We start from the raw sequence: 26,123 nt of genomic DNA on the forward strand, positions 1-26,123 counted from the left end.
CCCTTCAAGCGTCCCGATCGTGCTGGCCGAGCAGACTGTCCACAGGTGGAACGCGTGTCTCGCTTTCCATCTGCGCATCGTGCTCAAGCTGATGGCTGAAGCGCTCCAGCGAACCTTGCGCCGGCTGGGCATCGCTGGCGAATACCGGCGGGCTCATCATGTAGGCGGTGAGCAGGCGGCTGAGGGCCTTGAGGCTGTCGATATGGGTGCGCTCGTAGCCATGGGTGGCGTCGCAGCCGAAGGCCAGCAGCGCGGTACGGATATCGTGGCCGGCGGCCACCGCCGACTGCGCGTCGCTGTGGTAGTAGCGGAACAGGTCGCGCCGCACCGGCACTTCCTGCTCAGCGGCCAGGCGCAGCAACTGGCGCGACAGATGATAGTCATAGGGCCCGCCCGAATCCTGCATGGCCACGCTGACGGCATGCTCGTTCGATTGCTGGCCGGGGGCGACCGGGGCGATGTCGATGCCGACGAACTCGCTGACGTCCCAGGGCAGGGCGGCGGCGGCGCCGGAGCCGACTTCCTCGGTGATGGTGAACAGCGGGTGGCAATCGATCAGCGGTTGCAGGCCGTGATCGTGAATCGCCTTGAGCGAGGCCAGCAGGGCGGCGACGCCGGCCTTGTCGTCGAGGTGGCGGGCGCTGATGTGGCCGCTTTCGGAAAACTCCGGCAGCGGGTCGAAGGCGACGAAATCGCCCACCGATATGCCCAGGGCGTCGCAGTCGGCGCGGGTGGCGCAGTAGGCATCCAGGCGCAGTTCGACGTGATCCCAGCTCACCGGCAGGGTGTCGACCGCGGTATTGAAGGCGTGCCCGGAGGCCATCAGTGGCAGCACGCTGCCGCGGATCACACCGTGGTCGGTGAACAGGCTGACCCGGCTGCCCTCGGCGAAACGGCTCGACCAGCAGCCCACGGGGGCCAGGCCGAGGCGGCCGTTGTCCTTGATCTCGCGGACGATGGCGCCGATGGTGTCCAGGTGCGCGGAAACCGCACGATCGAAGCGTTCGTACTCGCTCTGACGACCGCGCAGGGTGGCGCGGATGGTGCCGCGGCGGGTCAGCTCGAAGGGAATTTCCAGCTCTTCGAGGCGCTCGGCGACGTAGCGCACGATGGTGTCGGTGAAACCGGTGGGGCTGGGGATGGCGAGCATCTCCAGCAGTACCTTCTGCATATAGTCGAGGTCGGGTTCGGGTATCTGTTGCATGGAGTCCCCTCGCATATCTGGCAGGTTGCGTGCGGGAGCGAATCCACGGGCGAGCGATGCAAGGTCGCTGCGCGAGTGAATTCACTCCGGCGTTGATTGGCCTCCCCCTGGTCAGCCAGTCACCTGGCTCAGCGGGAACAGCAGGTCGACGAAACGCTCGGCTGTCGGCTGCGGTTCGTGGTTGGCCAGGCCGGCGCGTTCGTTGGCCTCGATGAACACGTAATCGGGCTGATCGGCGGCGGGCACCAGCAGGTCGAGGCCGACCACCGGGATTTCCAGGGTGCGCGCCGCCTTGATGGCGGCGTCGCGCAGCGCCGGGTGGAGGGTCGCGGTAACGTCCTCCAGGGTGCCGCCGGTATGCAGGTTGGCGGTCTTGCGCACGGCCAGGCGCTGGCTGGCCGGCAGTACGCTGTCGTAGTCGAGACCGGCGCCGTGCAGCGTGCGCAGGGTCTCGGCGTCCTTGGGAATGCGGCTTTCGCCGCCGGTGGCGGCCTGGCGGCGACGGCTCTGCGCGTCGATCAGCTCGCCGATGCTGTGGCGGCCATCGCCGATGATCTCGGCCGGACGGCGGATCGCGGCGGCCACCACTTCGTAGCCGATCACCAGCACGCGCAGGTCGTGACCGGCGTGGTAGCTCTCCAGCAGCACACGCTGGTCGAACACGCGCGCGCGTTCGATGGCTTCCTGCACCTCGCCCGGGGTGCGCAGATCGACCGCCACCCCCTGGCCCTGTTCGCCGTCCACCGGCTTGACCACCACCGAGCCGTGTTCGGCGAGGAAGGCGGCGTTGTCCTCGGCGTTGCCCGCCAGACGCTGCGCCGGCACGCTGAGCCCGGCGCGCGACAGGGCGCGGTGGGTCAGGCGCTTGTCCTGGCACAGGGTCATGCTCACCGCGCTGGTGAGGTCGCACAGCGATTCGCGGCAGCGAATGCGTCGGCCCCCATGGCTGAGGGTGAACAGCCCGGCTTCGGCGTCGTCCACTTGTACCTCGATGCCACGGCGCAGCGCCTCGTCGACGATGATGCGGGCATAGGGGTTGAGTTCGGCCTGCGGGCCGGGGCCGAGGAACAGGGTCTGGTTGATGCCGTTCTTGCGCTTGAGGCTGAAGGTCTGCAGCTCGCGAAAGCCCAGCTTGGCGTAGAGCTTCTTGGCCTGGCGGTTGTCGTGCAATACCGATAGGTCGAGGTAGCTCAGGCCGCGGCTCATGCAGTGCTCGATCAGGTGGCGCACCAGCGCCTCGCCGACACCGGGGCGGCTGCACTGCGGCGCTACCGCCAGGCACCAGAGGCTGCTGCCATTCTCCGGGTCGCGGAAGGCGCGCTGATGGTTCAGGCCCATGACGCTGCCGACCACCGCGCCGCTGTTCTCGTCCTCGGCCAGCCAGTAGGTGGGGCCGCCTTCGTTGTAGGGGGTCAGCTTGGCCGGATCGATCGGCAGCATGTTGCGGGTCTGGTACAGGCAGTTGATCGCCTGCCAGTCCGCGTCGTTCTGCGCGCGGCGAATGCGAAAGCCGCGGAAGATGCGGCGTGCCGGACGGTAGTCGCTGAACCACAGGCGCAGGGTGTCGGAAGGGTCGAGGAACAGCTGCTGGGGGGCATGCGCCAGCACCTGATGCGGGGCCGCGACGTAGAGCGCGATATCGCGCTCGCCGGGTTGCTCGGCCAGCAGGGCTTCGGCCAGGGCCGTGGCATCGGGGTAGGTGTGGCCGATCAGCAGGCGGCCCCAGCCGCAATGAATGGCCTGCGGCTGGCTCGGCTGGCTGGCGTGATCCTCGGCCAGGCGCGCCTGCAGGCGTTCGTAGGAGGGCGTCTGGCCGCGCAGGAGGCGTTGGTTGTAGGCAGTGGAGCGCATGAGTTGTCCTTGATCTCTACCTCCGGTCTGGGCCGGATCGAGTGTGGTGTCGTGACAACCCCGGATTCATCCGGGCTACGACCATTGATCCTGTAGGGGCGGCGCGAGGTCCGCCCCTGTTTGGTTTTACAGACCCTGTTCGCTCAGCCACAGGTTGAGCGCCGCCAGCTGCCATAGCTTGGAACCGCGCAGCGGCGTCAGCTGGTTTTGCGGGTTGGTCAGCAACTGGTCGAGCATGGTCGGGTTGAACAGGCCGCGATCCTGGCTGGGATCGAGCAGCAGATCGCGCACCCAGCCGAGGGTGGCACCTTCCAGATGCTTGAGACCCGGTACCGGGAAGTAGCCTTTGGGGCGGTCGATCACCTCGCCGGGGATCACCTGGCGCGCCGCCTCCTTGAGCACGTACTTGCCTCCCTCGGGCAGCTTGAAGCGCGCCGGAATGCGCGCCGACAGCTCGGCCACGCGGTAGTCGAGGAACGGCGTGCGCGCTTCCAGGCCCCAGGCCATGGTCATGTTGTCCACGCGCTTGACCGGGTCGTCCACCAGCATCACCGTGCTGTCCAGGCGCAGCGCCTTGTCCACCGCCGCATCGGCGCCGGGTTGGGCGAAATGCTCGCGGACGAACTCGCCGGCCATGTCGCCGGTGAGCCAGGCCGGGCGCACGCAGGCGGCATACTCGTCATGCTCGCGGTCGAAGAAGGCGGCGCGGTAGGCGGCGAAGGCGTCATCGGCGCCGTCGACCAGCGGGTACCAGTGGTAACCGGCGAACAGCTCGTCGGCGCCCTGGCCGCTCTGCACCACCTTGCAGTGCTTGGCCACTTCACGCGAGAGCAGGTAGAAGGCGATGCAGTCGTGGCTGACCATCGGCTCGCTCATGGCGCGGAAGGCCTGCGGCAACTGCTCGATAATCTCGTGCTCGCCGATGCGCAGCTGGTGATGACGGGTGGCGAAGTGACGGGCGATCAGATCCGAATACTGGAATTCGTCGCCACGCTCGCCGCCGGCATCCTGAAAGCCGATGGAGAAGGTCAGCAGGTTCTCCACGCCGGCTTCGCGCAGCAGGCCGACCAGCATGCTCGAATCGACGCCGCCGGAGAGCAGCACACCGACGTCCACCGCGGCGCGCTGGCGGATGGCGACCGCTTCGCGCATGGTGCTCAGCACCTGTTCGCGCCAGTCCTCGAAGCTGTAGCCGGCTTCCTCGCCTCGCGGGCCGAACTCGAGCGACCACCAGCGGTGCTGCTCGGTCCTGCCATCGGCGTCGATGCGCATCCAGGTGGCGGGTGGCAGTTTCTCCACGCCGGCGAGGATGGTGCGCGGCGCCGGCACCACGGCATGGAAATTCAGGTAATGGTTCAGCGCCACGGCGTCCAGCGTCTTGGCGATGTCGCCGCCTTGCAGCAGGGCCGGCAGCGAGGAAGCGAAGCGCAGGCGCTCGCCGGTGCGCGACAGGTACAGCGGCTTGACGCCGAGGCGGTCGCGGGCGATGAACAGGCTCTGCTTGTCGCGCTCCCACACGGCGAAGGCGAACATGCCGTTGAGCTTGGGCAGCAGCTTTTCGCCCCAGGCGTGATAGCCCTTGAGCAGCACTTCGGTGTCGCCACCGGAGAAGAAGCGATAGCCCAGCGTCTCCAGTTCGGTACGCAGCTCGGGGTAGTTGTAGATGGCGCCGTTGAACACCATGGACAGGCCGAGATCGCTGTCGATCATCGGCTGGCCCGAGGCTTCCGCTAGGTCCATGATCTTCAGGCGGCGGTGGCCGAGGGCGATGGGGCCCTGGCTGTGAAAGCCATGGGCGTCTGGGCCGCGCGGGGCCAGGTGGTGGGTGATGCGTTCGACAGCCGCCAGATCCGCGGGGCGTCGATCAAAACGTAGTTCTCCTGCTATTCCGCACATAATTCCTTACCGGTGTGGCCGTTGGGGACTCGGGTGGGTTCGATGTGAGCGAACCTTTTACACCCAAACAAAATAATGCTTTTATGTCAAAGCTTATATGGCAATAATTTGGTGCCTATGACAGATAAAAAAGTTCCTACTGAAATTGATTTGTCATCTGTGCTGGCGTTCGAGATGCCGCTTTTTCAGGCATTGCGGCGGCTGCAGCAGGCAGGTGAGGTGCACGCCAAGCGCCTGGCCCGTTTTGGCGGGCTGACCCCCATGCAGCTGATGGTGCTGCAGGTGCTGGCCAGCGAGGCGCGCCTGACCGCAAGCGTGCTGAGCAACCGGGTCAGCCTGACCGCGGCGACGCTGTCCGGGCTGCTCGACCGCCTCGAGGAGCGCGGCCTGCTGCAGCGTCAGCGCGATGACGAGGACCGCCGGCGCCAATGGCTGCTGATCAGCGATGCCGGGCGAGAATTGATCCAGCAGGCGCCGTCGCTGATGCCGCCGGAATTCAACCGTGGTTTCGCCGCATTGGCCGACTGGGAGCGCCACAGCCTGACGGCGGCCTTATTGAGAGCGGCCGAGTTGTGTGGCGAGATGGATTGAGCTGCCTGCCCGGCGCGCTTTTTTCAGAAAAAGTTCAAGCAGGGTGTTGACTTAGCATCGCCGCATGCATAAAGTGCGCGCCTCGCTAAGGCACATGGGTGGTTAGCTCAGCCGGGAGAGCATCTGCCTTACAAGCAGAGGGTCGGCGGTTCGATCCCGTCACCACCCACCATTAGCGAATTCGGACGCAAGTCCGGCCGACGCGCAGCGGTAGTTCAGTCGGTTAGAATACCGGCCTGTCACGCCGGGGGTCGCGGGTTCGAGTCCCGTCCGCTGCGCCATTATTTCCCAGCCCGACCTTTCGTCGGTCTGAGATGGCAAACCCTCCAGGGTGCCATCCGACGTTTGCAAGAGTTCTCTGGACGCAAGTCCAACCGACACGCAGCGGTAGTTCAGTCGGTTAGAATACCGGCCTGTCACGCCGGGGGTCGCGGGTTCGAGTCCCGTCCGCTGCGCCATATGGAAACCCGCTGATCGCAAGATCAGCGGGTTTTTCTTTGCCTGCGACTTTTCGTCATCTTGCCTTCATGCGGGCAAAGTAGCTTGCTAACGAACAAGTGAAATGACTCGGGAGGCCGCCAGATGGACGATTACCAGGAAGAACTGCTCGAGCGCGACGCTTCCGATCAGGACGTGGATGACGCCACCGAGCTCTGAGCTTCACCGCTGGCCCTGCGCTGCGCGCGGCGATAGTCGCCCGGCGTCTGTCCGAGCCAGCGCTTGAACGCGCGCTGGAAGGCCTCGGCCGAGGCGAAGCCGAGCAGGTAGGCGATCTCGCCGAACGCCAGTTCGGTGTCGCGGATATAGGCCGTGGCCAGATCGCGGCGGGTATCGTTGAGGATGGCGCGAAACTGCGTGCCTTCCTCGGCCAGCTTGCGCCGTAGCGTCCAGGCCGGTAATTGCAGCTGTCCGGCCACTTCCTGCAGATCCGGCTCGCGACCGTGCAGCAGCGGGCCGAGCAGCTGGATCACCCGTTCGCGCAGGCTGCGGGTGCGGGTCAGCTGATCCAGCTCGCGTTCGCACAACTCCAGCAAGTGGTGCCAGGTGCCTGGGCAATGGTCCGGATTGCGCAGCGCCAGGCTCTCAGCGCTCAGGCGCAGGCGGTTGGCGCCGGCCTCGAATTCCACCGGACAGCCGAACAGGGCCTCGTAGCGTTCGGCGTAGGCAGGCGCGGGAAATTCGATTTCCACTTTTTCCACGGTAACCGGGCGGCCGGCCACCTGGCCGAGATTGACCTGCCAGCCGGCCAGCACCGAGTCGACGACGAAGTGGTTGTAGGCGTTGTACGGGCTGATGGAATAGAAGTGCAGCCAGGCGCCACGGGCATCCTCGTCCAGGCCCGAGCTGCCGCGGTAGTTGGCTGCGTACAGCGCTTCGAAACGGGTCAGGGCGCGCGCCGCTTCGCGCAGCGTCGGCGCCTGGGCGGCGCACACGCCGGCCAGGCCGATCTGGCTCAGGCGGCTGTGGCGGCCCATGTCCAGGCCCAGCGCCGGGTCCTTGCACAGGGCGATGGCGCTGTGGCCAAGGCGCATGAAGCGCGGAATCGACAGGCGTGCCCGCGGCTCGCTCAGGCGTGCGGCATCCAGGCCGAACTGTTCCAGCAGCGCTTGCGGGTCATGGCCATGCTCGCGCAGGGCTGCCGCCAATGCCTGCGTGAAGCCGACGGATAGGTCGCCGAGGCGAACGCGTGGGGCTTTCATAACCACAGGTTGATCAGCTGAGCGCCGCTGTCGCTGGCGCCATGAACCTGCCGGCCTGCATCGAATGCCAGGGCCTGGCTCTGGCCGCGGCGTTCCCACAGGCGGCCGCGCAGGTGAACCTTCAACCCGGCGCGGATGCCGTTGGCCTGGAGCTGTTCACCCAGCTGCGCATCGTTTGCCACGGCATCCAGGTCGCTGGGCATGGCCAGCAGTTCGACCTGTTGGCTGACCAGGGCGCTGTGGCTGACGCTGTGCAGCGCGTCGCTGCCGAGCAGAACGCCAAGCCGTCCGGCCGGGGTGTCGAGTACCTGCAGGCTGTTCGGGGCGGCGGCCGTGATCGGGCCGCTGGGAAAGATCTGGCGCTGCGGCTGGCCCAGCGGATGCCCGGCCTGATCGAACACCAGGCTGACGTTGTACAGCGGCCCGCGGCCGACTTCGAGGCGGCCCAGCTCCACCCGCGGTTCGGGCAGCACGATGGAGCCGGCCACCAGGGTGACGCCGTACTCCCTGGCCAGTTCGCCGAACAGCTGCTGGTAGTCGCGCGCCATCTTCTGCGCCTTGGTCCGCAGCAGGGCGTCGTCCAGGCGCGAGCCGCCCTGGGCGGCGAAGAAGGCGCGCAGGAAATCCAGCGGATTGCTGGCGGCCAGCCAGTGCAGCGCCTGGCGTTGCTGCGCGGCGCGGTAGAACTCTTCCTTTTCCCCCACGGCCAGCAACCAGGTGCCGATATGTTCCGGCAGCACGACGACAGTGCGTTCGCTGAGCATGCCCTGGTCGCGGGCATGGTCCAGATAGGCGGCGAGTTTCAGGCGCAGGCGGCCGAGGCTCTGGTAGTCGCCGGCGAACAGCTCCGGCTGGATGCCCAGCAGGTTGCCGCGCGCACTGGGCTGGCCGAGCTCGAGCGCCACCTGGCTGCGCAGGTCGGATAGATAGTGGCCGCTGTTGCGCTGCTCGCTCCAGTAGACATAGCCGCCGATACCGGCGAGCAGGACGAGTGACAGGACGATGCTGATCAGTAATCGCATGACGGGATTTTTGGCTGAGTTGGGGTGCAGGTTAGGTCGGTTGGCTGGTGATGCCAAGGTGTATTGCTTGTTTCGATCATTATCTTGTCAGTTTTGATCATTGAGCATGCCTGGCGGCCTCATTATCGTCTGGCTGCATAACCGACCGCGTGACCATGAGACCGCGGCAATCCGTGAACTGCACCGCGATGTGGAGAATTCCATGACTGCTCATTACCCGCACCTGCTGGCCCCGCTCGATCTCGGCTTCACCACGCTGAAGAACCGCACCCTGATGGGCTCCATGCACACTGGCCTGGAAGAGAAGCCGGGCGGCTTCGAGCGCATGGCGGCGTACTTCGCCGAGCGTGCCCGTGGCGGCGTCGGCCTGATGGTCACCGGTGGCATCGGCCCGAACGAGGAGGGCGGCGTGTACGCCGGCGCGGCCAAGCTGAGCACGGTCGAGGAGGCGGAGAAGCACAAGGTCGTCACCCAGGCCGTGCACGAGGCCGGCGGCAAGATCTGCATGCAGATCCTGCATGCCGGGCGCTATGCCTACAGCCCGAAGTCGGTGGCGCCGAGCGCCATCCAGGCGCCGATCAACCCGTTCAAGCCGCGTGAACTGGACGAGGAGGGCATCGAGAAGCAGATCGCCGATTTCGTCAATTGCGCCGCGCTGGCCCAGCAGGCCGGTTACGACGGCGTCGAGGTGATGGGCTCGGAAGGCTACTTCATCAACCAGTTCCTGGTGGCCCACACCAACCACCGTACCGACCGCTGGGGCGGCAGCTACGAGAACCGCATGCGCCTGCCGGTGGAGATCGTGCGCCGCGTGCGTGAGGCGGTCGGGCCGAACTTCATCATCATCTATCGCCTGTCGATGCTCGATCTGGTCGAAGGCGGCAGCACCTGGGACGAGATCGTCCTGCTGGCCAAGGCCATCGAGCAGGCCGGCGCCACCCTGATCAACACTGGTATCGGCTGGCACGAGGCGCGCATCCCGACCATCGCCACCAAGGTGCCGCGTGCGGCCTTCACCAAGGTCACCGCCAAGCTCAAGGGTGAGGTGAAGATCCCGCTGATCACCACCAACCGCATCAACACCCCGGAAGTGGCCGAGCAGGTGCTGGCCGAGGGCGATGCCGACATGGTGTCCATGGCCCGTCCGTTCCTCGCCGACCCGGACTTCGTCAACAAGGCCGCCGAAGGCCGCAGCGATGAGATCAACACCTGCATCGGTTGTAACCAGGCCTGCCTGGATCACACCTTCGGCGGCAAGCTGACCAGTTGCCTGGTCAACCCGCGCGCCTGCCACGAGACCGAGCTGAACTACATTCCCACCCAGCAGATCAAGAAGATCGCCGTGGTCGGCGCCGGCCCGGCCGGGCTGGCCGCTTCCACCGTCGCGGCCGAACGCGGCCACAGCGTGACCCTGTTCGACGCCGCCAGCGAGATCGGCGGCCAGTTCAACGTGGCCAAGCGCGTGCCGGGCAAGGAAGAGTTCTTTGAAACCCTGCGCTACTTCAAGCGCAAGCTGGAAACCACCGGTGTCGACGTGCGCCTCAATACCCGCGTGTCGGTGGATGACCTGGTGGCGGGCGGTTTCGACGAGATCATCCTGGCCACCGGTATCGCCCCGCGCACCCCGGAGATTCCGGGGATCGAGCATGCCAAGGTGATCGGCTACCTGGACGCCATTCTCGAGCGCAAGCCGGTCGGCCAGACGGTGGCGGTGATCGGTGCCGGCGGTATCGGTTTCGACGTGTCCGAGTTCATCACTCACCAGGGCAAGGCCACCAGCCTCGACCGTGAGGAGTTCTGGAAGGAGTGGGGCATCGACACGGCGCTTGAAGCGCGCGGCGGCGTGGCGGGTATCGAGGCGCAGCCGCATCCGGCGGCGCGTCAGGTGTTCCTGCTGCAGCGCAAGAAGTCCAAGGTCGGCGACGGCCTGGGCAAGACCACCGGCTGGATCCATCGCACCGGTCTGAAGAACAAGAACGTGCAGATGCTCAACTCGGTCGAGTACCTCAAGGTCGACGATGCCGGCCTGCATATCCGCATCGCCGGTGGCGAGCCGCAGGTGCTGCCGGTCGACACGGTGATCGTCTGCGCCGGCCAGGATCCGCTGCGTGAGCTGCAGGCAGGGCTGGAGAACGCCGGCCAGCGCGTGCACCTGGTCGGTGGTGCGGATGTCGCCGCCGAGCTCGATGCCAAACGCGCGATCAACCAGGGTTCGCGCCTGGCGGCCGAGCTGTAATGACAACGCCCCGCTCAGTGCGGGGCGTTTGTTTTCTGGCCTGACAATAACAAGGAGAAGCCGATGTCTCTCGGCACCCAGTTGCATCCTGCTGCCGCAGCCAGCCTTGCGCGCTGGCACCAGTTCATCGCCGCCAAGGACCTGAGCGCCTTGCCCGAATTGCTGCATCCGCAGGCGGTGTTCCGCTCGCCCATGGCGCACAGCCCCTATCCGGGGGCGCAGGCGGTGAATCTGATCCTCAATACCGTGCTCAAGGTGTTCGAGGATTTCGCCTATCACCGCGAGCTGGCCACGGCCGACGGTCTCAACGTCGTGCTGGAGTTCTCGGCGCGGGTGGGCGAGCGCGAACTCAAGGGCATCGACATGATCCGTTTCGACGAGTCGGGGCGGATCGTCGAGTTCGAAGTGATGGTGCGCCCGATGAGCGGGCTGCAGGCGCTCGGTGCGGAAATGGCGCAGCGCCTGGCGCCCTTCCTTTCCGCAGCCAAGAGCTGATTGTGCCGCCCGCCGCAAGGGCGGGCACTTTTGGCTATCTGAGCACGCCAACCTCGCGATAGAAGCGTTCGGCCCCGGGATGCAGGGGAATCGGCAGGCCATCGGTCGCCCGCTCCAGTCTGATGTCCTTGGCGGCCGGGTGCGCTTCGGCCAGACGATCGAGATTCTCGAAGAGCAACTTGGTCATCTGATAGGCCACGGCGTCGGAAACGCTGGTCTGGCTCACCAGAACGTTGGTGATGGTCGCCGTCGTCACGTCGTTGGCCTGGCCCCTGTAGGTGCCGGCGGGAATGATGCCCGACTGATAGGCGCTGCTGCCGATACGTGCCACCACCTGCTCCGGAATGGCGACGAAGATGATGGGCACGCGCTCGGCCAGTTCGCGAATCGCTGCCATGCCAAGGCCCGCCGACTGCAGGGTGGCGTCCAGCTGGCCCTTTTCGATCAGCTCGACCGACTCGGCGTAGGGCTTGAACTCGACCTGGCCCATGTCCTTGTAGCTCAGGCCTGCGGCTCTGAAGATGGCCCTGGCATTGAGTTCGGTGCCCGAGCGCGGCGCCCCGACGGAAATTCGCTTGCCGCGCAGGTCCTCGAGGCTGTGGATGCCCGATGCCTGGCTGGCGACGATCTGGATGTAGTTCGGATAGATCCCGGCGATGGCGCGCAGGCGGTCACGCGGGGCCCGGAAGCCGGCGTCCTCGTCGCCTTTCCAGGCGTCGGCGACCGAGTCGCCCAAAGCGAAGGCCAGTTGGCCGCGGGCAATCTGCAGCAGGTTGAGGTTCTCCACCGAGGCCTTGGTGGCGCGCACGCTGGTGGTGGAGCCTTCGATGCGTTGGCTGTAAAGCTCCGACAGGCTCAGGCCCAACGGGTAATAGACGCCACTGGTACCACCGGTGAGGATGTTGATCGTGGTGGGGGTGGCGTGAGCGTTGGGACTGTTGACCAGGATCGCGGCGGCGACGAGTAGGCCAAGACGCTTGGCTAGGCGCATGGGAGTTCTCCGTTGTTGTTATGGTTTTTATGTCGAGGAGAGGTCGGCCCTGCCTGCGCTGTGCGGGCGAATTTGCTCCACTGGCGTTGGCCAGACTGATCGAGCAGGGGAGCGGGCAGGGGGACGATGGCAGGGCATGGCTGACCTCTTGTCTTTTTTATCAGTCCAGGCCCGCGGCACGCGCGGGTTCAGGGGCTCAGCAGATGGCGTGCCAGGTTGATGGGGTACTGGCCTAGAGCGGGTGGGCCTATTGCTTTGGGCTTCGATAGGCGGAAAGTCGCTTCTCGGGCTGTGGCGAATGGCAGGAATCCGCCGATCCATCGGCGGCTGTGCTGGGCAGGCACAGGTAGCTTGTGCACTTTGCGCCCTTGTCACATTTTCGCGTGAGCGGCGCTCTTTCCGGCCTGGCTCGCAGAGTGAGTGCCAACCCAGTCACATTGCTGTGGTTCGGTTTTCCCCTAGACTTGCCTGAGCTATCAAGGACGATATCCGTGCCAGGCATCCGTCGTTCTGGCACGCGACGACGTGCGCGCATATTCCCCGGTTGGTCCAGAGGGTCCTCAATGAGCATGCAGAACAAGCCGCAGATGGTGGAAGCCGTGATGTTCTTCAGTGAACGCGGTATCTGCAAACAGATGATGTTCCCCGAGTTCGAGGCATTGCTCGACGGCGTGGTGAACATGCCGGAGTTTGCCGACGAGCAGATGCGCGCGGTGTTCGTGGTGATCAATCCGCGGCTGCTGGTCAAGGCGGCGGTGTTCTTCTATCTGGACTTCGACGAGGATGGCCGCCCGGACAAGGGCTGGAACATCCCCCTGCAGCACCTGGCCGAGCGCGCCGGGCGCGGGCCCGATCTCGGCGCCGGGCCCATCCGTCTGGCTTGCCGTAGCCAATGCCCGGTGTCCTGGCACCAGATGCACCTGTGGGACCCAAGCCTGGCGCCGGGGCAGAACGATCTGGTGATCCTGCGCGATGCGGTCAAGCGCAACCAGCTGGGGCTGCTGGTGGACGACGACAGTGCTCAGGCCGTGGTCGCCGAGCGCCTGCAGGTCGCCTCCGAGGACAAGTGGTACGCGCCCGACCCAGCCAAGGAAGTGGCCGACCAGCTGGCGCAGAAGATGGATCAGGAGCACCGCGCCAAGACTGCCCAGCTGATCCAGCAGCAGCGTCTGCGCATTACCAGCCTGACTCAGCAGCACGAAGAGGAGCTGGCCAAGCTCAAGCTGGTCAGCGAAGAACAGAGCAAGAACCTGCAGGCGCAGATTCACGGCCTGCATCAGGCGCTGCGCCAGCAGGAGGAGCTCAACGCCAGCCTCAAGGCGCAGCTGGCCGCCCAGGCCGAGAGCTTCCAGACCAGCCGCGAGGAAATGACCCAGCAGCTGCGTGCCCTGGAGCGCCACGGGCGCACCGAGGGCGATATCCTGCGCGCCCAATTCGACAGCGAGCTGCAGGCGAAGGTCGCCGCGGCGGTGGCCGAGTACAAGGAACAGATCGCCATTCGCGACGTGGAGCTGGCCTATCGCAACGAGCTGGACGCTCAGCTGCAGCAGGAGAACGAGCGCCTCAAGCGCGAGCGCGACGAGTTCGCCAGCCAGGGCGGTGATCAGATACTGGAACGCCTGGCCAAGCTGGGCGTGGTGTTCGTGGTCTACCACCCCGGCGCCGGGCATCTGACCATTCCGTTGCAGGATGTCGCCCGTTATCAGGACAACCCCATGGCCTACGCGGCGGCCAAGTGTTTCGTATCCGAAGAGCAGTACCGGCACTGGCTGGCGCACTATCAGCAGCCCAGCTGCGAGGCCACCTTGCCCAGCGGCGAGCGTTGCGCCATTCCCATCGACCGGGTGGACACTCCCAGCCGTTTCGCAGTCGGCGACTCCAATTGCTGTGCGCGGCACAAGGCGAGCAGTCGTCTACGCACAGTCAGCTGACCTTGGCTCCGGATTTTCCCGACTGGCGCCCGCAGGCGCCGCTGCAGCCGCTGCGCTTTAACTGGCTGGACGCCGCTGGCGTCGAGCTGGCCTGTCTGCGTCTGGATCTGATCGACCCGCTGATCTGCGGCAACAAGTGGTTCAAGCTCGCTCCACATCTGCGTGAGGCCGTCGCTGCCGGCGCGCGCGGGCTGATCAGCCTGGGCGGCGCTCATTCCAACCATCTGCATGCCCTGGCCGCCGCGGGCAGGCGTTTCGGTTTTCCAACCGTCGGCCTGCTGCGCGGCGAGCCACAGCAGACCCCGACCGTCAGTGATCTGCAGGCCATGGGCATGCACCTGCATTGGCTGGGCTATGGCGGCTACCGTGCGCGCCATCAGGCAGACTTCTGGCAAGGCTGGTTGCAGCGTTACCCCGGGTTTCATCCCGTCAACGAGGGCGGGCTGGGGCTGGCGGCTGCCCAGGGCTGCGCCGAGCTGGTGGCGATGGCTCAGGCGCAACTGGCTGCTCTCGGCTGGTCGGACTTCGATGGCTGGTGGCTGGCCGCGGGCACCGGCACCACGCTGGCCGGGCTGGTTCTCGGCGAGCAGGGGCGGCGTGCCGTTCATGGCGCCTTGGCGGTGCCTGCCGGTCACGGCGTAGCCGAACAGGTGGCGGCGCTGTTGCAGCAGGCGGGGCGTCCCGATCAGGGCTATCGGCTGATCGAGGCGGCGCGGGGCGGTTTTGCGCGCATGGATGATGAGCTGCGTAACTTCATCAATGCCAGTGAGTCGGCCAGCGGTCTGCCGCTGGAGCCTGTGTACACCGGCAAGGCCCTGATGGCATTGCGCGATTTCTGTGACAATGGCCACCTTGCGCGCGGCTGCCGACTGATCTTCGTTCATACTGGCGGTCTGCAGGGGCGCCGGGCGCTGATGGGCGCCGATGCCAACTACACTCAGGTCTGACCAGCGGAGCCTGGAAATCCTCATGAGCGAACCTCTTACTCCCGAACAGTTGCGCAGCCTGACGCCGCTCAATGCGCTGTCGGCGCAGCAGTGGCGGGAATTGCGCAGCCAGCTGGTACCGCAGCCGTTGCTGGCCGGGCAGTTGCTGTTCCGCCGTGGAGATCAGGCGCGCCTGACTTATTACCTGCTCGCCGGCGAGCTGCAATTGCAGGATGCCGACGGCACGGTCCAGCGCGTATCGGCCGGCAGCGAGGCCAGCTGCCATCCCCTGTCGCCCGGTCTGCCGCGCCTGCACGAGGCGCGTGCGCTGAGCGACGTCAGCATGCTGGTGATCGACAGCTCGACCCTCGATCGTCTGCTCACCTGGCGTCTGGCCCATCAGGACCTGCTCCTGGCCCTGCAGCAGGGAGGCGCCGATATCGAGTGGCTGGAGCGCTTGCTGGAAAATCCGCTGTTCGCCAAGGTGCCGCCGGCCAATGTGCAGAGCATGCTCGGGCGTCTGCAGCGCATCGAGGTCGCGGCGGGCAGTCAGGTCCTGGAAGAGGGTGCGGCGGGCGACTGCTGCTTCTTTCTCGAAAGCGGCCGCGCAGAAGTCATTCGCCGTGCCGGCAGCGACCGCCAGGTGCTGGCCGAACTGGAAGTGGGCGCCTGCTTCGGCGAGGAGGCGCTGCTGGCCGATCGGCCGCGCAATGCCACGGTGACCATGGTCGAGGCCGGCAGCGTGCTGCGCCTGGACCGCCAGGATTTCTTCGCCCTGCTCAAGGCGCCGGTGGTGGCCGAGGTGTCCCTGGGCGAGGCCGCGCGTTTGCTGGCGCACGGCGCACAGTGGCTGGATGTGCGCCTGCTCGAGGAGTACGAGCAGGCGCATGCCCCGCAGGCGCTGCACATGCCGCTGCAACTGTTGCGTCTGAAGGCGCGCCTGCTGGATCGCGCGCGCACCTACCTGTGCTATTGCGACAGTGGCAAGCGCAGCAGCAGCGCGGTCTTTCTGCTCGCGCAACTGGGTTACAGCGTTTACGCCCTGCGCGGCGGGCTGGATGCGCTGCCGGCGGTACAGCGCGATGCCCTGCTCTGCGAAAGCGGTGCCGGCTACTTGGCGCGCTCCGGTGGGCGCACCGAGCGCAGTCGCTGATCAGGCGCTTGCCATTTCTGGCGGCTGGCCCCCTTGCGCCGGCCACTGGTCGTTGACCAGGAAGATGCGTTCCGCTTCGCGCCAATCGCCTTCGGCGTCCTGTTCCAGACGTACCAGCAACTGCGCCCTGGCCTGGGGCGGCAAGGCCGTCAGCCATTGCTCGAAGGCTTCGCCGCTCCAGCGTTGCGCATCGTCGATCCGCGCCGGTGTCAGCCAGGCCAGGCGCGGCAGCGCTTGCCAGACGGCGCCGGGACGCTCTGCGGCGAAGTCGGCCCAGGCCTGCCGGTGCAGCCAGCGGCCGCGCAGATGGTCGAGCGATGCGCCGCGCGGTGACGAGCAGGGCGCGGCCCAGGGATAGAACAGGTAGCCGCCCAGCCAGAAGGCAGCCCTTGTCTCGGCCATCTGCAGTTCATTGAGGGCGCCGCGCGCCTCACGGCGCGAGGACAGCGGCAACTGATGCTGGGCGAGGTGGCTCAGCTTCAGGTCGAGCCGGTCATGGCTGCCCGGGCCGAGCCACTGTGCGGAGTCGTTGCCGTCGGCGGCGCTGGGGCCGAGGTAGAGCTTCACCGCCAGCTCCACATGATGTTCACCTTCAGCGTCGCGTAGCAGCAGGTCCAGCTCGCCGAGCGTCTGGCCGTTTTGGCGGATCGGCAGGTTGGCGGTGACGATTTCCACGTCGGGAGCCGCGAGCAGGGCGAACTGCCACAGGCGTTCGTAGTACAGCCCGAGGCGGCGCGCGGGTTTTTGCGCCAGCCAGCCGTGCAGGGCGTCCGGGGCCTGGTCCTGGCGTTCGAGCCATTGCCCGAGCAAACCCGGCTGTTGCCGCCAGCGACTGGCCTGCAGCGGGTGGCGCTGCGGCCTGGCCGTCTCGCCCAGCAACGGGGGCGACAGCAGCACCCAGGCCAGATCGCGTACGGCAGGCGTGCGCAGCGCTCGCAGCAGTTCGGGCAGCGGATCGAGGTTGGTCATGGGCCGAGGATAGCGCGGTTTGCTGCGGCCCAGGCCTTTGGCCGATAATCCCCGTTCGTTCCTTTCTGTCTGGCGGGAGTCCCATGGAGCAATTTCGCAATGTCGGCATCATCGGGCGCCTGGGGAGCACGCGGGTGCTGGAGACCGTGCGCCGGCTCAAGCGCTTCCTCATCGACCGCCACCTGCACGTGATCCTCGAGGACACCATTGCCGACGTGCTGCCTGGGCACGGCCTGCAGACCTCCTCGCGCAAGATGCTCGGCGAAGTCTGCGACCTGGTGATCGTCGTCGGCGGCGACGGCAGCATGCTCGGCGCCGCCCGCGCCCTGGCGCGGCACAAGGTGCCGGTGCTGGGGATCAACCGCGGCAGCCTGGGTTTTCTCACCGACATCCGCCCTGACGAGCTGGAACTGAAGGTGGCGCAGGTGCTCGAAGGCCAGTACCTGACCGAGAACCGCTTCCTGCTCGAGGCCGAGGTGCGCCGCCAGGGTGAGGCCATCGGGCAGGGCGATGCGCTCAACGACGTGGTGCTGCACCCTGGCAAGTCGACGCGGATGATCGAGTTCGAGCTGTACATCGATGGCCAGTTCGTCTGCAGCCAGAAGGCCGACGGCCTGATCGTCGCCACCCCGACCGGCTCGACCGCCTACGCGTTGTCCGCCGGCGGGCCGATCATGCATCCCAAGCTCGATGCCATCGTGGTGGTGCCGATGTACCCGCACACCCTGTCCAGCCGGCCCATCGTGGTCGATGGCAACAGCGAGCTGAAGGTGGTGGTGTCGCCGGACATGACCATCTACCCGCAGGTCTCCTGCGACGGACAGAACCACTTCACCTGCGCGCCGGGTGATACCCTGCACGTGGCCAAGAAGGCGCAGAAGCTGCGCCTGATCCATCCGCTGGATCACAACTATTACGAGGTCTGTCGCACCAAGCTCGGCTGGGGTAGCCGTCTCGGAGGGCATGACTGAATGCCCCTCGACCCCGCTCGTGGCTACGACCTGATCGGCGACATCCACGGTTGCGCGCGCACCCTCGAACGCTTGCTCGAGCGCCTGGGTTACAGTCGCCAGAGTGGTACCTGGCGCCATCCCTCGCGCATGGCGATCTTCCTCGGCGATCTGGTCGACCGTGGTCCCGGCATCCGCGAGACCCTGCACCTGGTGCGTGACATGGTCGATGCCGGCCAGGCGCTGTGCATCATGGGCAACCACGAATTCAACGCCCTGGGCTGGAGCACGCCGGCGCCACCCGGTAGCGGTCGTCAGTACGTGCGCGAGCACAGCCCGCGCCACCAGCGCCTCATGCGTGAAACCCTGCAGCAGTTCGAACTCTATCCGCAGGAGTGGCGGGAGTTTCTCGGCTGGTTCTACCAGATGCCGCTGTTTCTCGACGCCGGCGATTTCCGCGTGGTGCATGCCTGCTGGGACGCCGAGCTGATCGCACCGCTCAAGGCGCAATTTCCCGACGGCTGCATCGATGAGCATTTCCTGCAGGCCTCGGCCGTGCCCGGCAGTTTCGCCAACATGGCGCTCGATCGCCTGCTGCGCGGCACCGACATGCGCCTGCCGCACGGCCTGACCCTGACCAGCGGCGACGGTTTTACCCGTTCCTACTTCCGCACCAAGTTCTGGGAAGAGAACCCGCAGACCTATGGCGATATCGTGTTTCAGCCCGATGCCCTGCCGGAGCTGGCGGCGCAGACGCCCCTGACCGAGCTGCAGAAGGACGAGTTGCTGCGCTATGGGGCGCATGAACCGCCGCTGTTTGTCGGTCACTACTGGCGGCGCGGCAAACCCGCGCCGATCCGGCCCAATCTGGCCTGCCTGGACTACAGCGCGGTGGTCGGCGGCAAGCTGGTGGCCTACCGCCTGGACCTGGAGCAGCGCCTGGAAGCGAGCAAGTTCGTCTGGGTCGATGTCGATCCGCAGGAGGCGCCGCGATGACCGCCGTCGCCGTGCTGCGCCTGCCGCTGGACACCGATCTGAGCGGTTTCGTGGCCTTGCTCAGGCGCCTGGGCGTGCCGCATCGCGTGGCCGAGGAGGGCGGGCAGCAGGTGCTCTGGGTGCCGGGCGAACAGCTGGCCGAGCAGGTACGTGAGCTCTATGCGCAGCATCCCGACGGCGAGGCCGGGGAGCTACTGCCCGAGCCCGTCCAGCCGGCGCGTGAGGGGATGCTCAGGCAATTGCTGGCCAATCCGCTCACGGCCGCCGTGCTGCTGCTGACCTTCATGGTTTTCGCCGTGACCGCTGCCGGTGAGAACTATGCCGCGATCCGCTGGCTGAGCTTCGTCGACTTTCGCATCGACGGCGAGCACATCTACCTGACCTATCTGGATGCCACCCTGGGCAGCGGTCAATGGTGGCGCCTGATCACGCCGATGCTGATTCACTTCGGCTGGCTGCATCTGGCGATGAACAGCCTGTGGTACTGGGAGCTGGGCCGGCGCATCGAGTTTCGCCAGGGCGCCCTGGGGCTGCTCGGGTTGACCTTGCTGTTCGGCCTGGCGTCGAATTTCGCCCAGTATTGGTGGACGGGACCGTCATTGTTCGGCGGGCTTTCCGGCGTGCTTTACGGCCTGCTCGGGCATTGCTGGATCTACCAGCGCCTGGCACCGAACCCGGCTTATCGTCTGCCGCCCGGCGTGCTGGTGATGATGCTGGCCTGGCTGCTGATCTGCATGACCGGCATTTTCGAGCTGTTGCAGTTCGGCGCCATCGCCAACGCCGCACATGTCGGCGGCCTGCTCACCGGCTGCCTGACCGGGTTGCTTGGCGGTATGCTGGCCAGACGAACGGTTTAAAGCCTGTGAGGCGGGTGAAACCTGCCATCGCGGCATTTTGGCGGGTTTCATCCGCCCTACGATTTACTTGGAGACCTGTATGGCGTCCTTTCTCGAAGCGATTGAAAACATCACCCCGGAAATCTACGAGAGCCTCAAGCTGGCCGTGGAAATCGGCAAGTGGCCTGATGGCCGCAAGCTGACCCAGGAGCAGAAGGAGCTGAGCCTGCAGGCGATGATCGCCTGGGAAATGCAGAACCTGCCGGAAGATCAGCGCACCGGCTATATGGGCCCGCAGGAATGCAAGTCCAAGTCCGAGCCGGTGCCGAACCTGCTGTTCAAGTCCACGGATACCCTGCACTAATGGCTGAGCTTGGACGTGGCTCGCTGAGCAAGATGAAGGCACACCTGGACGCACCGGTGCAATACGCCTTCCGCCTGGGCGACGAAGAAGTACCGGTCAACCCGCTGGTGGGCAAGCACCTGCGCCTGGAATACCTCGGCGCCATCCATTGCACGCACTGCGGGCGCAGGACCAAGACCAGTTTCAGCCAGGGCTACTGCTACCCCTGCATGCAGAAGCTGGCGCAATGCGATATCTGCATCATGAGCCCGGAGAAGTGCCACTTCGATCAGGGCACTTGCCGCGAACCGAGCTGGGGCGAGCAGTTCTGCATGACCGATCATGTCGTGTACCTGGCCAACTCCAGCGGCGTGAAGGTCGGCATCACCCGTGCCAGCCAGGTGCCGACACGCTGGATCGACCAGGGCGCGACCCAGGCGCTGCCCATCCTGCGTGTGGCCACCCGGCAGCAGTCCGGTTTCGTCGAGGATCTGTTGCGCAGTCAGGTGGCGGACAAGACCAACTGGCGCGCGCTGCTCAAGGGCGATGCCGTACCGGTCGACCTGATCGCGATTCGCGAGCAACTGTTCGCCGCCTGCGCGGCGGGCATCACCGAACTGCAGCAGCGTTTCGGCCTGCAGGCCGTCCAGCCGCTGAGCGCCGCCGAAGTGCTGGAGATTCGTTACCCCATCGCGGCTTATCCGGCCAAGATCACCAGCTTCAATCTGGACAAGCAGCCCCTGGCCGAGGGTACCCTGCTCGGTATCAAGGGCCAGTACCTGATGTTCGACACCGGCGTGATCAATATCCGCAAGTACACCGCCTATCAGTTGGCCGTCCACGAGATCGCCGCCTGACACCCGATTGCCACCGGCGCCCGGCGCGCCGCAGACGAGAGGCCAAGAGCCATGCGCACCGAACAATCCAAGACCGTCTATCTGAAGGACTATCAGGTTCCCGATTACCTGATCGACGAAACCCACCTGACCTTCGAGCTGTTCGAGGATCACAGCCTGGTGCATGCGCAGCTGGTCATGCGTCGCAACCCCGAAGCGGGCGCCGGCCTGCCCAAGCTGGTGCTGGACGGCCAGCAACTGGAGCTGCTGGAACTCAAGCTCGACGATCGCGAGCTGGGCGCGGCCGATTACACCCTGACCGACAGCCACCTGACCCTGCAGCCGACCCAGGAGCGCTTCGTGGTCGACAGCAGCGTGCGCATTCACCCGGAGAGCAACACCGCGCTGGAAGGCCTGTACAAGTCCGGCAAGATGTTCTGCACCCAGTGCGAGGCCGAGGGCTTTCGCAAGATCACCTTCTACCTCGACCGCCCGGACGTGATGAGCAAGTTCACCACCACGGTCAGCGCCGAGCAGCATGCCTACCCGGTGCTGCTGTCCAACGGCAACCCGATTGCCAGCGGCGCGGAAGAGGGCGGTCGGCACTGGGCGACCTGGGAAGATCCGTTCAAGAAGCCGGCCTATCTGTTCGCCCTGGTCGCCGGCGACCTCTGGTGCGTGGAGGACAGCTTCACCACCATGAGCCAGCGTGAGGTGGCCCTGCGCATCTACGTCGAGCCGGAGAACATCGACAAGGTGCAGCACGCCATGGACAGCCTCAAGCGCTCGATGAAATGGGACGAGGAGGTCTACGGCCGTGAGTACGATCTGGACATCTTCATGATCGTCGCGGTCAACGACTTCAACATGGGCGCCATGGAGAACAAGGGTCTCAACATCTTCAACTCCAGTTGCGTGCTAGCCAAGGCCGAGACCGCCACCGACGCCGCCCACCAGCGCGTCGAGGCGGTGGTGGCGCACGAGTATTTCCACAACTGGTCGGGCAACCGCGTGACCTGCCGCGACTGGTTCCAGCTGTCGCTCAAGGAAGGCTTCACCGTATTCCGCGACAGCGAGTTCTCCGCCGATACCCACTCGCGCACGGTTAAACGTATCGAGGACGTGGCCTACCTGCGCACCCACCAGTTCGCCGAGGACGCCGGCCCCATGGCCCATCCGGTGCGCCCGGACGCGTACATGGAAATCTCCAACTTCTACACCCTGACCATCTACGAGAAGGGTTCGGAAGTGCTGCGCATGATCCACACCCTGCTCGGGCCGGAACTGTTCCGCAAGGGCTCGGACCTGTACTTCGAGCGCCACGACGGCCAGGCCGTGACCTGCGACGATTTCGTCAAGGCCATGGAAGATGCCAGTGGCATCGACCTGACCCAGTTCAAGCGCTGGTACACCCAGGCCGGCACGCCGCGCCTGGAGGTCAGCGAGGCTTATGACGCCGCCACGCAGAGCTACAGCCTGACCTTCCGCCAGAGCTGCCCGGCGACGCCGGGGCAGAGCGAGAAGCTGCCGTTCGTGATTCCCGTGGCGCTCGGCCTGCTCGATGCCCAGGGCAACGAGCTACCGCTGCGCCTGCAGGGCGAAAGCGCGGCGCAGGGCGCCAGCCGCGTATTGTCGGTGACCGAGGCCGAGCAGACTTTCACTTTCGAGGACATCGCAGGCAAGCCGCTGCCGTCGCTGCTGCGCGGCTTCAGCGCGCCGGTCAAGCTGCACTTTCCCTATGACCGCGATCAGCTGATGTTCCTCATGCAGCACGACAGCGATGGTTTCAATCGCTGGGAAGCGGGCCAGCAACTGTCGGTGCAGGTGCTGCAGGAGCTGATCGGCCAGCACCAGCGCGGCGAGGCCCTGGTGCTGGATCAGCGCCTGGTCACCGCGCTGCGCACTCTGCTCGAGGACGATTCGCTGGATCAGGCCATGGTCGCGGAAATGCTTTCGCTGCCGGGTGAGGCGTATCTGACCGAGATCAGTGAGGTGGCGGATGTCGAAGCCATCCACGCCGCGCGCGAGTTCGCTCGCAAGGAGCTGGCGAGCGCGCTGTTTGCCCCGCTGTGGGCGCGCTACCAGGCCAACCGCGAAGTCTCCAAAGCCACGCCTTACGTGGCCGAGGCGGCGCACTTCGCCCGTCGCAGCCTGCAGAACATCGCGCTGTCCTATCTGATGCTCAGCGAGAAAGCCGAAGTGCTGGCGGCCTGCGTCGAGCAGTTCGAGAACGCCGACAACATGACCGAGCGTCTGGCGGCCCTGGCCGTGCTGGTCAACTCGCCGTTCCAGGACGAGCAGGGCAAGGCCCTGGCCATGTTCGCCGACTACTTCAAGGACGATGCCCTGGTCATGGATCAGTGGTTCAGCGTGCAGGCCGGTTGCCCGCTGCCTGGCGGTCTGGAGCGCGTGCATGCGCTGATGCAGCATGAGGCCTTCACTCTGAAGAACCCGAACAAGGTGCGCGCGCTGATCGGCGCCTTCGCCAACCAGAACCTGATCAACTTTCACCGCGCGGACGGGGCGGGCTACCGCTTTCTCGCCGATCAGGTGATCACCCTCAACGCCCTCAACCCGCAGATCGCCTCGCGCCTGCTGGCGCCGCTGACCCGCTGGCGCAAGTACGGCGACGCCCGCCAGGCGCTGATGAAGGCCGAGCTGGAGCGCATCCTCGCCTCCGGCGAGCTGTCCAGCGACGTCTATGAGGTGGTGAGCAAGAGCCTGGCCTAAGACGGGTTCTGCTCTCGAAAAAGTGTTACCGGTCTCTGGCTGGTAACACTTTTTTGTTACCCAATGAAATATGCCTGCAGTTCTTTATGCGTTTGCACACTTAAGTTCGGGCTTCGCTGCTTGACAGCGAGACGATCTTCGTCACTCCGCTGCGCTGCAATGGGCATGCAGAGCGACATAAAGCGTCGGATCGTAGGACAAGATGCGCCATTTTTTCTGACGCATTGGTCAATGGCTGATCAGTCACGAAGAGAAATCGGCCAACAGCTCTCCCAAGCCTGTTTGCGCTGATACACCTGTTTGAATTGGCACCATGGTTGCAATGCCGAGCAGGATTTAGCCGCGGGTAAGTGCTCATCAGTCATTGCACATCCGCAGCAAATAAAAACAGAAGCCGTCGCCAGTACGGCACATCGCGCCCCGGCATAGGGGATCGCCCAAAAGAATGATCTGTCCTCGGAGTAATGTCTCGATGGAAATTAAGTCCCGCAAGCCCGTTCTGCGTTTTGCACCGGCCAAGGCCGGCTATGCGTTGGCTGGCGTTCTGCCTTTGCTGGTTGCCGCTCAGGCCCAGGCGGTGGAGTTCAGCTTCGCCGATAACGAAATCACCGGTTCCATCGACACTACCGTTTCCTACGGCCAGCTGTGGCGCGTGCAGGGTCAGGACAAGACCAACAACGATATCAACACCAACGACGGCAATCGCAACTTCGATACCGGCCTGGTTTCGGAAGTGTTCAAGGTCACCACCGATCTGGAAGCCTCTTACCAGAACTACGGTGTATTCATCCGCGGTACCGCTTTCTATGACACCCAGATCATGGACAAGCGCAATGACTACTACGACAACAACATCCCGGCGCAGCCGAGCCAGAGCTTCCCGCGCGACAACAGCTTCACCTACGAGACACGTCACAAGGCCGGCCGCGATGCGCAGATCCTCGACGCCTATGTCTATGGCAATTGGGACGTGGCCGATATGCCGGTTTCCGGTCGCCTGGGCAAGCAGGTGTTCAACTGGGGTGAGGGTCTGTTCTACCGCGGCGGCGTGAACACGACCAACCCGGTCGACGCCGCCAAGTTCCGCCTGCCTGGCTCCGAGGTGAAGGAAGTATTGGTGCCGGTAGAAGCGTTGAGCTTCAACATCGGCCTGACTGACAACCTGTCCATGGAAACCTTCTATCAGTTCAACTGGAAGGAAACGGCGATCGACCCGGTGGGCACCTATTTCTCCGAGACCGATCTGTTTGCCGATGGTGGTAATACCGCCTACACAACGGTAGGCGCGCTATCCAATCCGTTGTTCCAGTCGCTCTATCCCACCCTGGCAGGTTCCAATTTCGCCGGTCTGCAGGGCACCGATTATCTGGACAGCAACGGCGTGATCAAGGTGGCCAGTGTCGGCTCCGACATCAACGCCAAGAACGATGGCCAGTTCGGCATTGCATTCCGCTATATCGCCGAGGAACTGAACTCCACAGAGTTCGGCTTCTACTTCGTCAACTACCACGCGAAGGAACCTACCATCTACGCCGATATCAACTCCACTTATGCGGGGTTGAACATTGACCAACTGGCGGGGCTGGGTGGTTTCGCCTCTTACGACCAACTGGTGCAGGCCGCTGCTGGCAATGCCGCCGCCGCTCAGGTGCTCGGCCTCGTCAACGGTGCTGCTGCGGTAGACGTAGCCAACCAGGTCAACGCCCGCCGCGAGTATGCCGAAGATATCCGCATGTACGGCATGAGCTTCAACACCACGGTCGGCGAGGCCTCGGTGTTCGGCGAGCTGTCCTACCGGCCTAATCTGCCAATCGGTATCGCCACCACCAACGATCTGCTCGGTGATCTGCTTGGTCAGGCGGCCTATCTGGCCGACGGTCGTCAGGTCAACATCGGCGGTCAACTGGTCGATATCAATGATCAGATCCACAACTCCGAGCGGGTCGAGGCCTTCAACACCTCGCTGGGCACCATTTACAACTTCGGCCCCTCGTTCGGTTTCGACTCGTTGTTCGGTGTAGCCGAGCTGGGTTCGGAGCACATTCGGGGCAGCAGCCTGCAATACACCGCTTACGATGGCAGTCGCCGCTATTACTCCGGCCGCGGCAATGGCTCCTATGTCTCCGGCTACGATCGCGACGACCAGGTCAACAAGAACGCCTACGGCTACACCCTGGTGCTGTCCGGTACCTGGAACGACGTCTACGCCGGCGTGAACCTGTCGCCGTTCGCCGTATTCAAGCATGACTTCGAAGGCAATTCGCACCAGACCGGCAACTTCATCGAAGGACGCAAGGCCTACACCCTGGGTATGCGTGCCAGCTACCTGAATAGCCTGGAAGCCGAGATCCAGTACACCGAGTTCTACGGCGCTGGCCAGAACAACGGCGCGCGTGATCGCGACAACATCGGCGTCAACGTCAAGTACTCGTTCTAATACCCATAACCAGAAAAAACGCCGGGCGCC

Annotated in this window: 20 protein-coding genes and 3 tRNA genes; 16 read left to right on the forward strand and 7 right to left on the reverse strand. The window is 65.1% G+C overall.

The window, feature by feature from the left end; genetic code table 11:
* Positions 1-4 precede the first annotated feature (4 nt).
* The 3 genes from L1F06_RS07865 to L1F06_RS07875 all read right to left on the reverse strand — a co-directional run bounded on the left by L1F06_RS07865 (position 5) and on the right by L1F06_RS07875 (position 4,951).
* Entirely contained in the window at positions 5-1,204 is a 1,200-nt protein-coding gene (locus L1F06_RS07865; protein WP_012019120.1) for an osmoprotectant NAGGN system M42 family peptidase, read from the reverse strand.
* Positions 1,205-1,315: 111 nt separating this feature from the next.
* Positions 1,316-3,055, reverse strand: a complete 1,740-nt coding sequence (gene ngg, locus L1F06_RS07870; RefSeq protein ID WP_129483126.1) for an N-acetylglutaminylglutamine synthetase — start codon at positions 3,053-3,055, stop codon at positions 1,316-1,318.
* A 126-nt stretch (positions 3,056-3,181) separates the two neighbouring features.
* Positions 3,182-4,951 carry an N-acetylglutaminylglutamine amidotransferase gene (locus L1F06_RS07875; protein WP_129483125.1) on the reverse strand — a complete coding sequence of 590 codons (1,770 nt, stop codon included), beginning with the start codon at positions 4,949-4,951 and terminating at the stop codon, positions 3,182-3,184.
* 117 nt (positions 4,952-5,068) lie between these two features.
* Between L1F06_RS07875 and L1F06_RS07880 the strand changes: the two genes are divergently transcribed.
* From L1F06_RS07880 to L1F06_RS07895, 4 genes are all read left to right on the forward strand, one after another.
* On the forward strand, positions 5,069-5,542 hold the full coding sequence (locus L1F06_RS07880) for a MarR family winged helix-turn-helix transcriptional regulator (protein WP_036987154.1): 474 nt from the start codon (positions 5,069-5,071) through the stop codon (positions 5,540-5,542).
* A gap of 96 nt (positions 5,543-5,638) precedes the next feature.
* Positions 5,639-5,714: transfer RNA gene (locus L1F06_RS07885), tRNA-Val, on the forward strand.
* A 32-nt stretch (positions 5,715-5,746) separates the two neighbouring features.
* Positions 5,747-5,823 (forward strand) — tRNA-Asp (locus tag L1F06_RS07890).
* Positions 5,824-5,923: 100 nt separating this feature from the next.
* A tRNA-Asp gene (locus tag L1F06_RS07895) sits at positions 5,924-6,000 on the forward strand.
* A gap of 168 nt (positions 6,001-6,168) precedes the next feature.
* Here L1F06_RS07895 and L1F06_RS07900 read toward each other — a convergent pair.
* Entirely contained in the window at positions 6,169-7,242 is a 1,074-nt protein-coding gene (locus L1F06_RS07900; RefSeq protein WP_129483124.1) for an AraC family transcriptional regulator, read from the reverse strand.
* On the reverse strand, positions 7,239-8,264 hold the full coding sequence (locus L1F06_RS07905; protein WP_129483123.1) for a carbon-nitrogen hydrolase family protein: 1,026 nt from the start codon (positions 8,262-8,264) through the stop codon (positions 7,239-7,241). Before L1F06_RS07905 ends, L1F06_RS07900 begins: the two co-directional genes overlap by 4 nt.
* 202 nt (positions 8,265-8,466) lie before the next feature.
* On the opposite strand from L1F06_RS07905, the gene L1F06_RS07910 reads away from it, so the two are divergent.
* Together L1F06_RS07910 and L1F06_RS07915 are read left to right on the forward strand one after the other, a co-directional pair.
* Complete coding sequence (locus tag L1F06_RS07910; protein WP_129483122.1) at positions 8,467-10,500, forward strand: NADPH-dependent 2,4-dienoyl-CoA reductase; 2,034 nt, start codon at positions 8,467-8,469, stop codon at positions 10,498-10,500.
* A gap of 63 nt (positions 10,501-10,563) precedes the next feature.
* Entirely contained in the window at positions 10,564-10,995 is a 432-nt protein-coding gene (locus L1F06_RS07915; protein ID WP_096826923.1) for a nuclear transport factor 2 family protein, read from the forward strand.
* 34 nt (positions 10,996-11,029) lie between these two features.
* Here the strand turns inward: L1F06_RS07915 and L1F06_RS07920 are convergent, their stop codons facing one another.
* Positions 11,030-11,986, reverse strand: coding sequence for a TAXI family TRAP transporter solute-binding subunit (locus L1F06_RS07920; RefSeq protein ID WP_012019112.1), 957 nt, complete (start codon positions 11,984-11,986; stop codon positions 11,030-11,032).
* Between the two features lie 563 nt (positions 11,987-12,549).
* Here L1F06_RS07920 and L1F06_RS07925 point away from each other — a divergent pair.
* Genes L1F06_RS07925 through L1F06_RS07935 form a run of 3 tightly spaced genes read left to right on the forward strand, consistent with a single transcriptional unit; the run spans position 12,550 to position 15,996 of the window.
* Positions 12,550-13,917 (forward strand): chromosome partitioning protein ParA, encoded by a 1,368-nt coding sequence (locus tag L1F06_RS07925; protein WP_129483121.1) that lies wholly within the window; start codon positions 12,550-12,552, stop codon positions 13,915-13,917.
* A 2-nt stretch (positions 13,918-13,919) separates the two neighbouring features.
* On the forward strand, positions 13,920-14,864 hold the full coding sequence (locus L1F06_RS07930) for a 1-aminocyclopropane-1-carboxylate deaminase/D-cysteine desulfhydrase (RefSeq protein WP_177491179.1): 945 nt from the start codon (positions 13,920-13,922) through the stop codon (positions 14,862-14,864).
* 22 nt (positions 14,865-14,886) lie between these two features.
* Positions 14,887-15,996: a cyclic nucleotide-binding domain-containing protein gene (locus tag L1F06_RS07935; RefSeq protein WP_129483120.1), complete on the forward strand. Its 1,110-nt coding sequence runs from the start codon at positions 14,887-14,889 to the stop codon at positions 15,994-15,996.
* Here the strand turns inward: L1F06_RS07935 and L1F06_RS07940 are convergent, their stop codons facing one another.
* Entirely contained in the window at positions 15,997-16,965 is a 969-nt protein-coding gene (locus L1F06_RS07940) for a DUF1853 family protein (RefSeq protein ID WP_129483119.1), read from the reverse strand.
* An 83-nt stretch (positions 16,966-17,048) separates the two neighbouring features.
* Between L1F06_RS07940 and L1F06_RS07945 the strand changes: the two genes are divergently transcribed.
* The 7 genes from L1F06_RS07945 to L1F06_RS07975 all read left to right on the forward strand — a co-directional run bounded on the left by L1F06_RS07945 (position 17,049) and on the right by L1F06_RS07975 (position 26,093).
* Complete coding sequence (locus L1F06_RS07945; RefSeq protein ID WP_003244398.1) at positions 17,049-17,936, forward strand: NAD(+) kinase; 888 nt, start codon at positions 17,049-17,051, stop codon at positions 17,934-17,936.
* A complete protein-coding gene (locus tag L1F06_RS07950) occupies positions 17,937-18,911 on the forward strand; it encodes a metallophosphoesterase (protein WP_129483118.1) in 975 nt (324 codons plus the stop codon). It begins immediately after the preceding gene.
* The gene (locus L1F06_RS07955; protein WP_129483117.1) at positions 18,908-19,768 is read left to right on the forward strand and encodes a rhomboid family intramembrane serine protease; all 861 of its coding nucleotides are present in this window, start codon (positions 18,908-18,910) and stop codon (positions 19,766-19,768) included. Before L1F06_RS07950 ends, L1F06_RS07955 begins: the two co-directional genes overlap by 4 nt.
* Before the next feature lie 79 nt (positions 19,769-19,847).
* A complete protein-coding gene (locus tag L1F06_RS07960; protein ID WP_129483116.1) occupies positions 19,848-20,111 on the forward strand; it encodes a YeaC family protein in 264 nt (87 codons plus the stop codon).
* Entirely contained in the window at positions 20,111-20,947 is an 837-nt protein-coding gene (locus L1F06_RS07965) for a DUF2797 domain-containing protein (protein ID WP_129483115.1), read from the forward strand. The genes L1F06_RS07960 and L1F06_RS07965 overlap by 1 nt, the downstream gene beginning before the upstream one ends.
* A 51-nt stretch (positions 20,948-20,998) precedes the next feature.
* Entirely contained in the window at positions 20,999-23,656 is a 2,658-nt protein-coding gene (gene pepN / locus L1F06_RS07970; protein WP_129483114.1) for an aminopeptidase N, read from the forward strand.
* Positions 23,657-24,128: 472 nt separating this feature from the next.
* Complete coding sequence (locus tag L1F06_RS07975; RefSeq protein ID WP_129483113.1) at positions 24,129-26,093, forward strand: DUF1302 domain-containing protein; 1,965 nt, start codon at positions 24,129-24,131, stop codon at positions 26,091-26,093.
* Positions 26,094-26,123: the final 30 nt, after the last annotated feature.

The organism is Pseudomonas hydrolytica (assembly GCF_021495345.1).
In the GTDB taxonomy this organism is placed as follows: Bacteria; Pseudomonadota; Gammaproteobacteria; order Pseudomonadales; family Pseudomonadaceae; genus Aquipseudomonas; species Aquipseudomonas hydrolytica.

Excerpts from the sequence above, each read along its gene's own strand:
- L1F06_RS07900 (WP_129483124.1), bottom strand. The coding sequence starts at position 7,242 with ATGAAAGCCCCACGCGTTCGCCTCGGCGACCTATCCGTCGGCTTCACG.
- L1F06_RS07920 (WP_012019112.1), bottom strand. The coding sequence starts at position 11,986 with ATGCGCCTAGCCAAGCGTCTTGGCCTACTCGTCGCCGCCGCGATCCTG.
- L1F06_RS07905 (WP_129483123.1), bottom strand. The coding sequence starts at position 8,264 with ATGCGATTACTGATCAGCATCGTCCTGTCACTCGTCCTGCTCGCCGGT.
- L1F06_RS07910 (WP_129483122.1), top strand. The coding sequence starts at position 8,467 with ATGACTGCTCATTACCCGCACCTGCTGGCCCCGCTCGATCTCGGCTTC.
- L1F06_RS07960 (WP_129483116.1), top strand. The coding sequence starts at position 19,848 with ATGGCGTCCTTTCTCGAAGCGATTGAAAACATCACCCCGGAAATCTAC.
- L1F06_RS07945 (WP_003244398.1), top strand. The coding sequence starts at position 17,049 with ATGGAGCAATTTCGCAATGTCGGCATCATCGGGCGCCTGGGGAGCACG.
- L1F06_RS07880 (WP_036987154.1), top strand. The coding sequence starts at position 5,069 with ATGACAGATAAAAAAGTTCCTACTGAAATTGATTTGTCATCTGTGCTG.
- pepN (WP_129483114.1), top strand. The coding sequence starts at position 20,999 with ATGCGCACCGAACAATCCAAGACCGTCTATCTGAAGGACTATCAGGTT.
- L1F06_RS07915 (WP_096826923.1), top strand. The coding sequence starts at position 10,564 with ATGTCTCTCGGCACCCAGTTGCATCCTGCTGCCGCAGCCAGCCTTGCG.
- L1F06_RS07940 (WP_129483119.1), bottom strand. The coding sequence starts at position 16,965 with ATGACCAACCTCGATCCGCTGCCCGAACTGCTGCGAGCGCTGCGCACG.
- L1F06_RS07925 (WP_129483121.1), top strand. The coding sequence starts at position 12,550 with ATGAGCATGCAGAACAAGCCGCAGATGGTGGAAGCCGTGATGTTCTTC.
- L1F06_RS07875 (WP_129483125.1), bottom strand. The coding sequence starts at position 4,951 with ATGTGCGGAATAGCAGGAGAACTACGTTTTGATCGACGCCCCGCGGAT.
- L1F06_RS07965 (WP_129483115.1), top strand. The coding sequence starts at position 20,111 with ATGGCTGAGCTTGGACGTGGCTCGCTGAGCAAGATGAAGGCACACCTG.
- L1F06_RS07950 (WP_129483118.1), top strand. The coding sequence starts at position 17,937 with ATGCCCCTCGACCCCGCTCGTGGCTACGACCTGATCGGCGACATCCAC.
- ngg (WP_129483126.1), bottom strand. The coding sequence starts at position 3,055 with ATGCGCTCCACTGCCTACAACCAACGCCTCCTGCGCGGCCAGACGCCC.
- L1F06_RS07975 (WP_129483113.1), top strand. The coding sequence starts at position 24,129 with ATGGAAATTAAGTCCCGCAAGCCCGTTCTGCGTTTTGCACCGGCCAAG.
- L1F06_RS07955 (WP_129483117.1), top strand. The coding sequence starts at position 18,908 with ATGACCGCCGTCGCCGTGCTGCGCCTGCCGCTGGACACCGATCTGAGC.
- L1F06_RS07865 (WP_012019120.1), bottom strand. The coding sequence starts at position 1,204 with ATGCAACAGATACCCGAACCCGACCTCGACTATATGCAGAAGGTACTG.
- L1F06_RS07935 (WP_129483120.1), top strand. The coding sequence starts at position 14,887 with ATGAGCGAACCTCTTACTCCCGAACAGTTGCGCAGCCTGACGCCGCTC.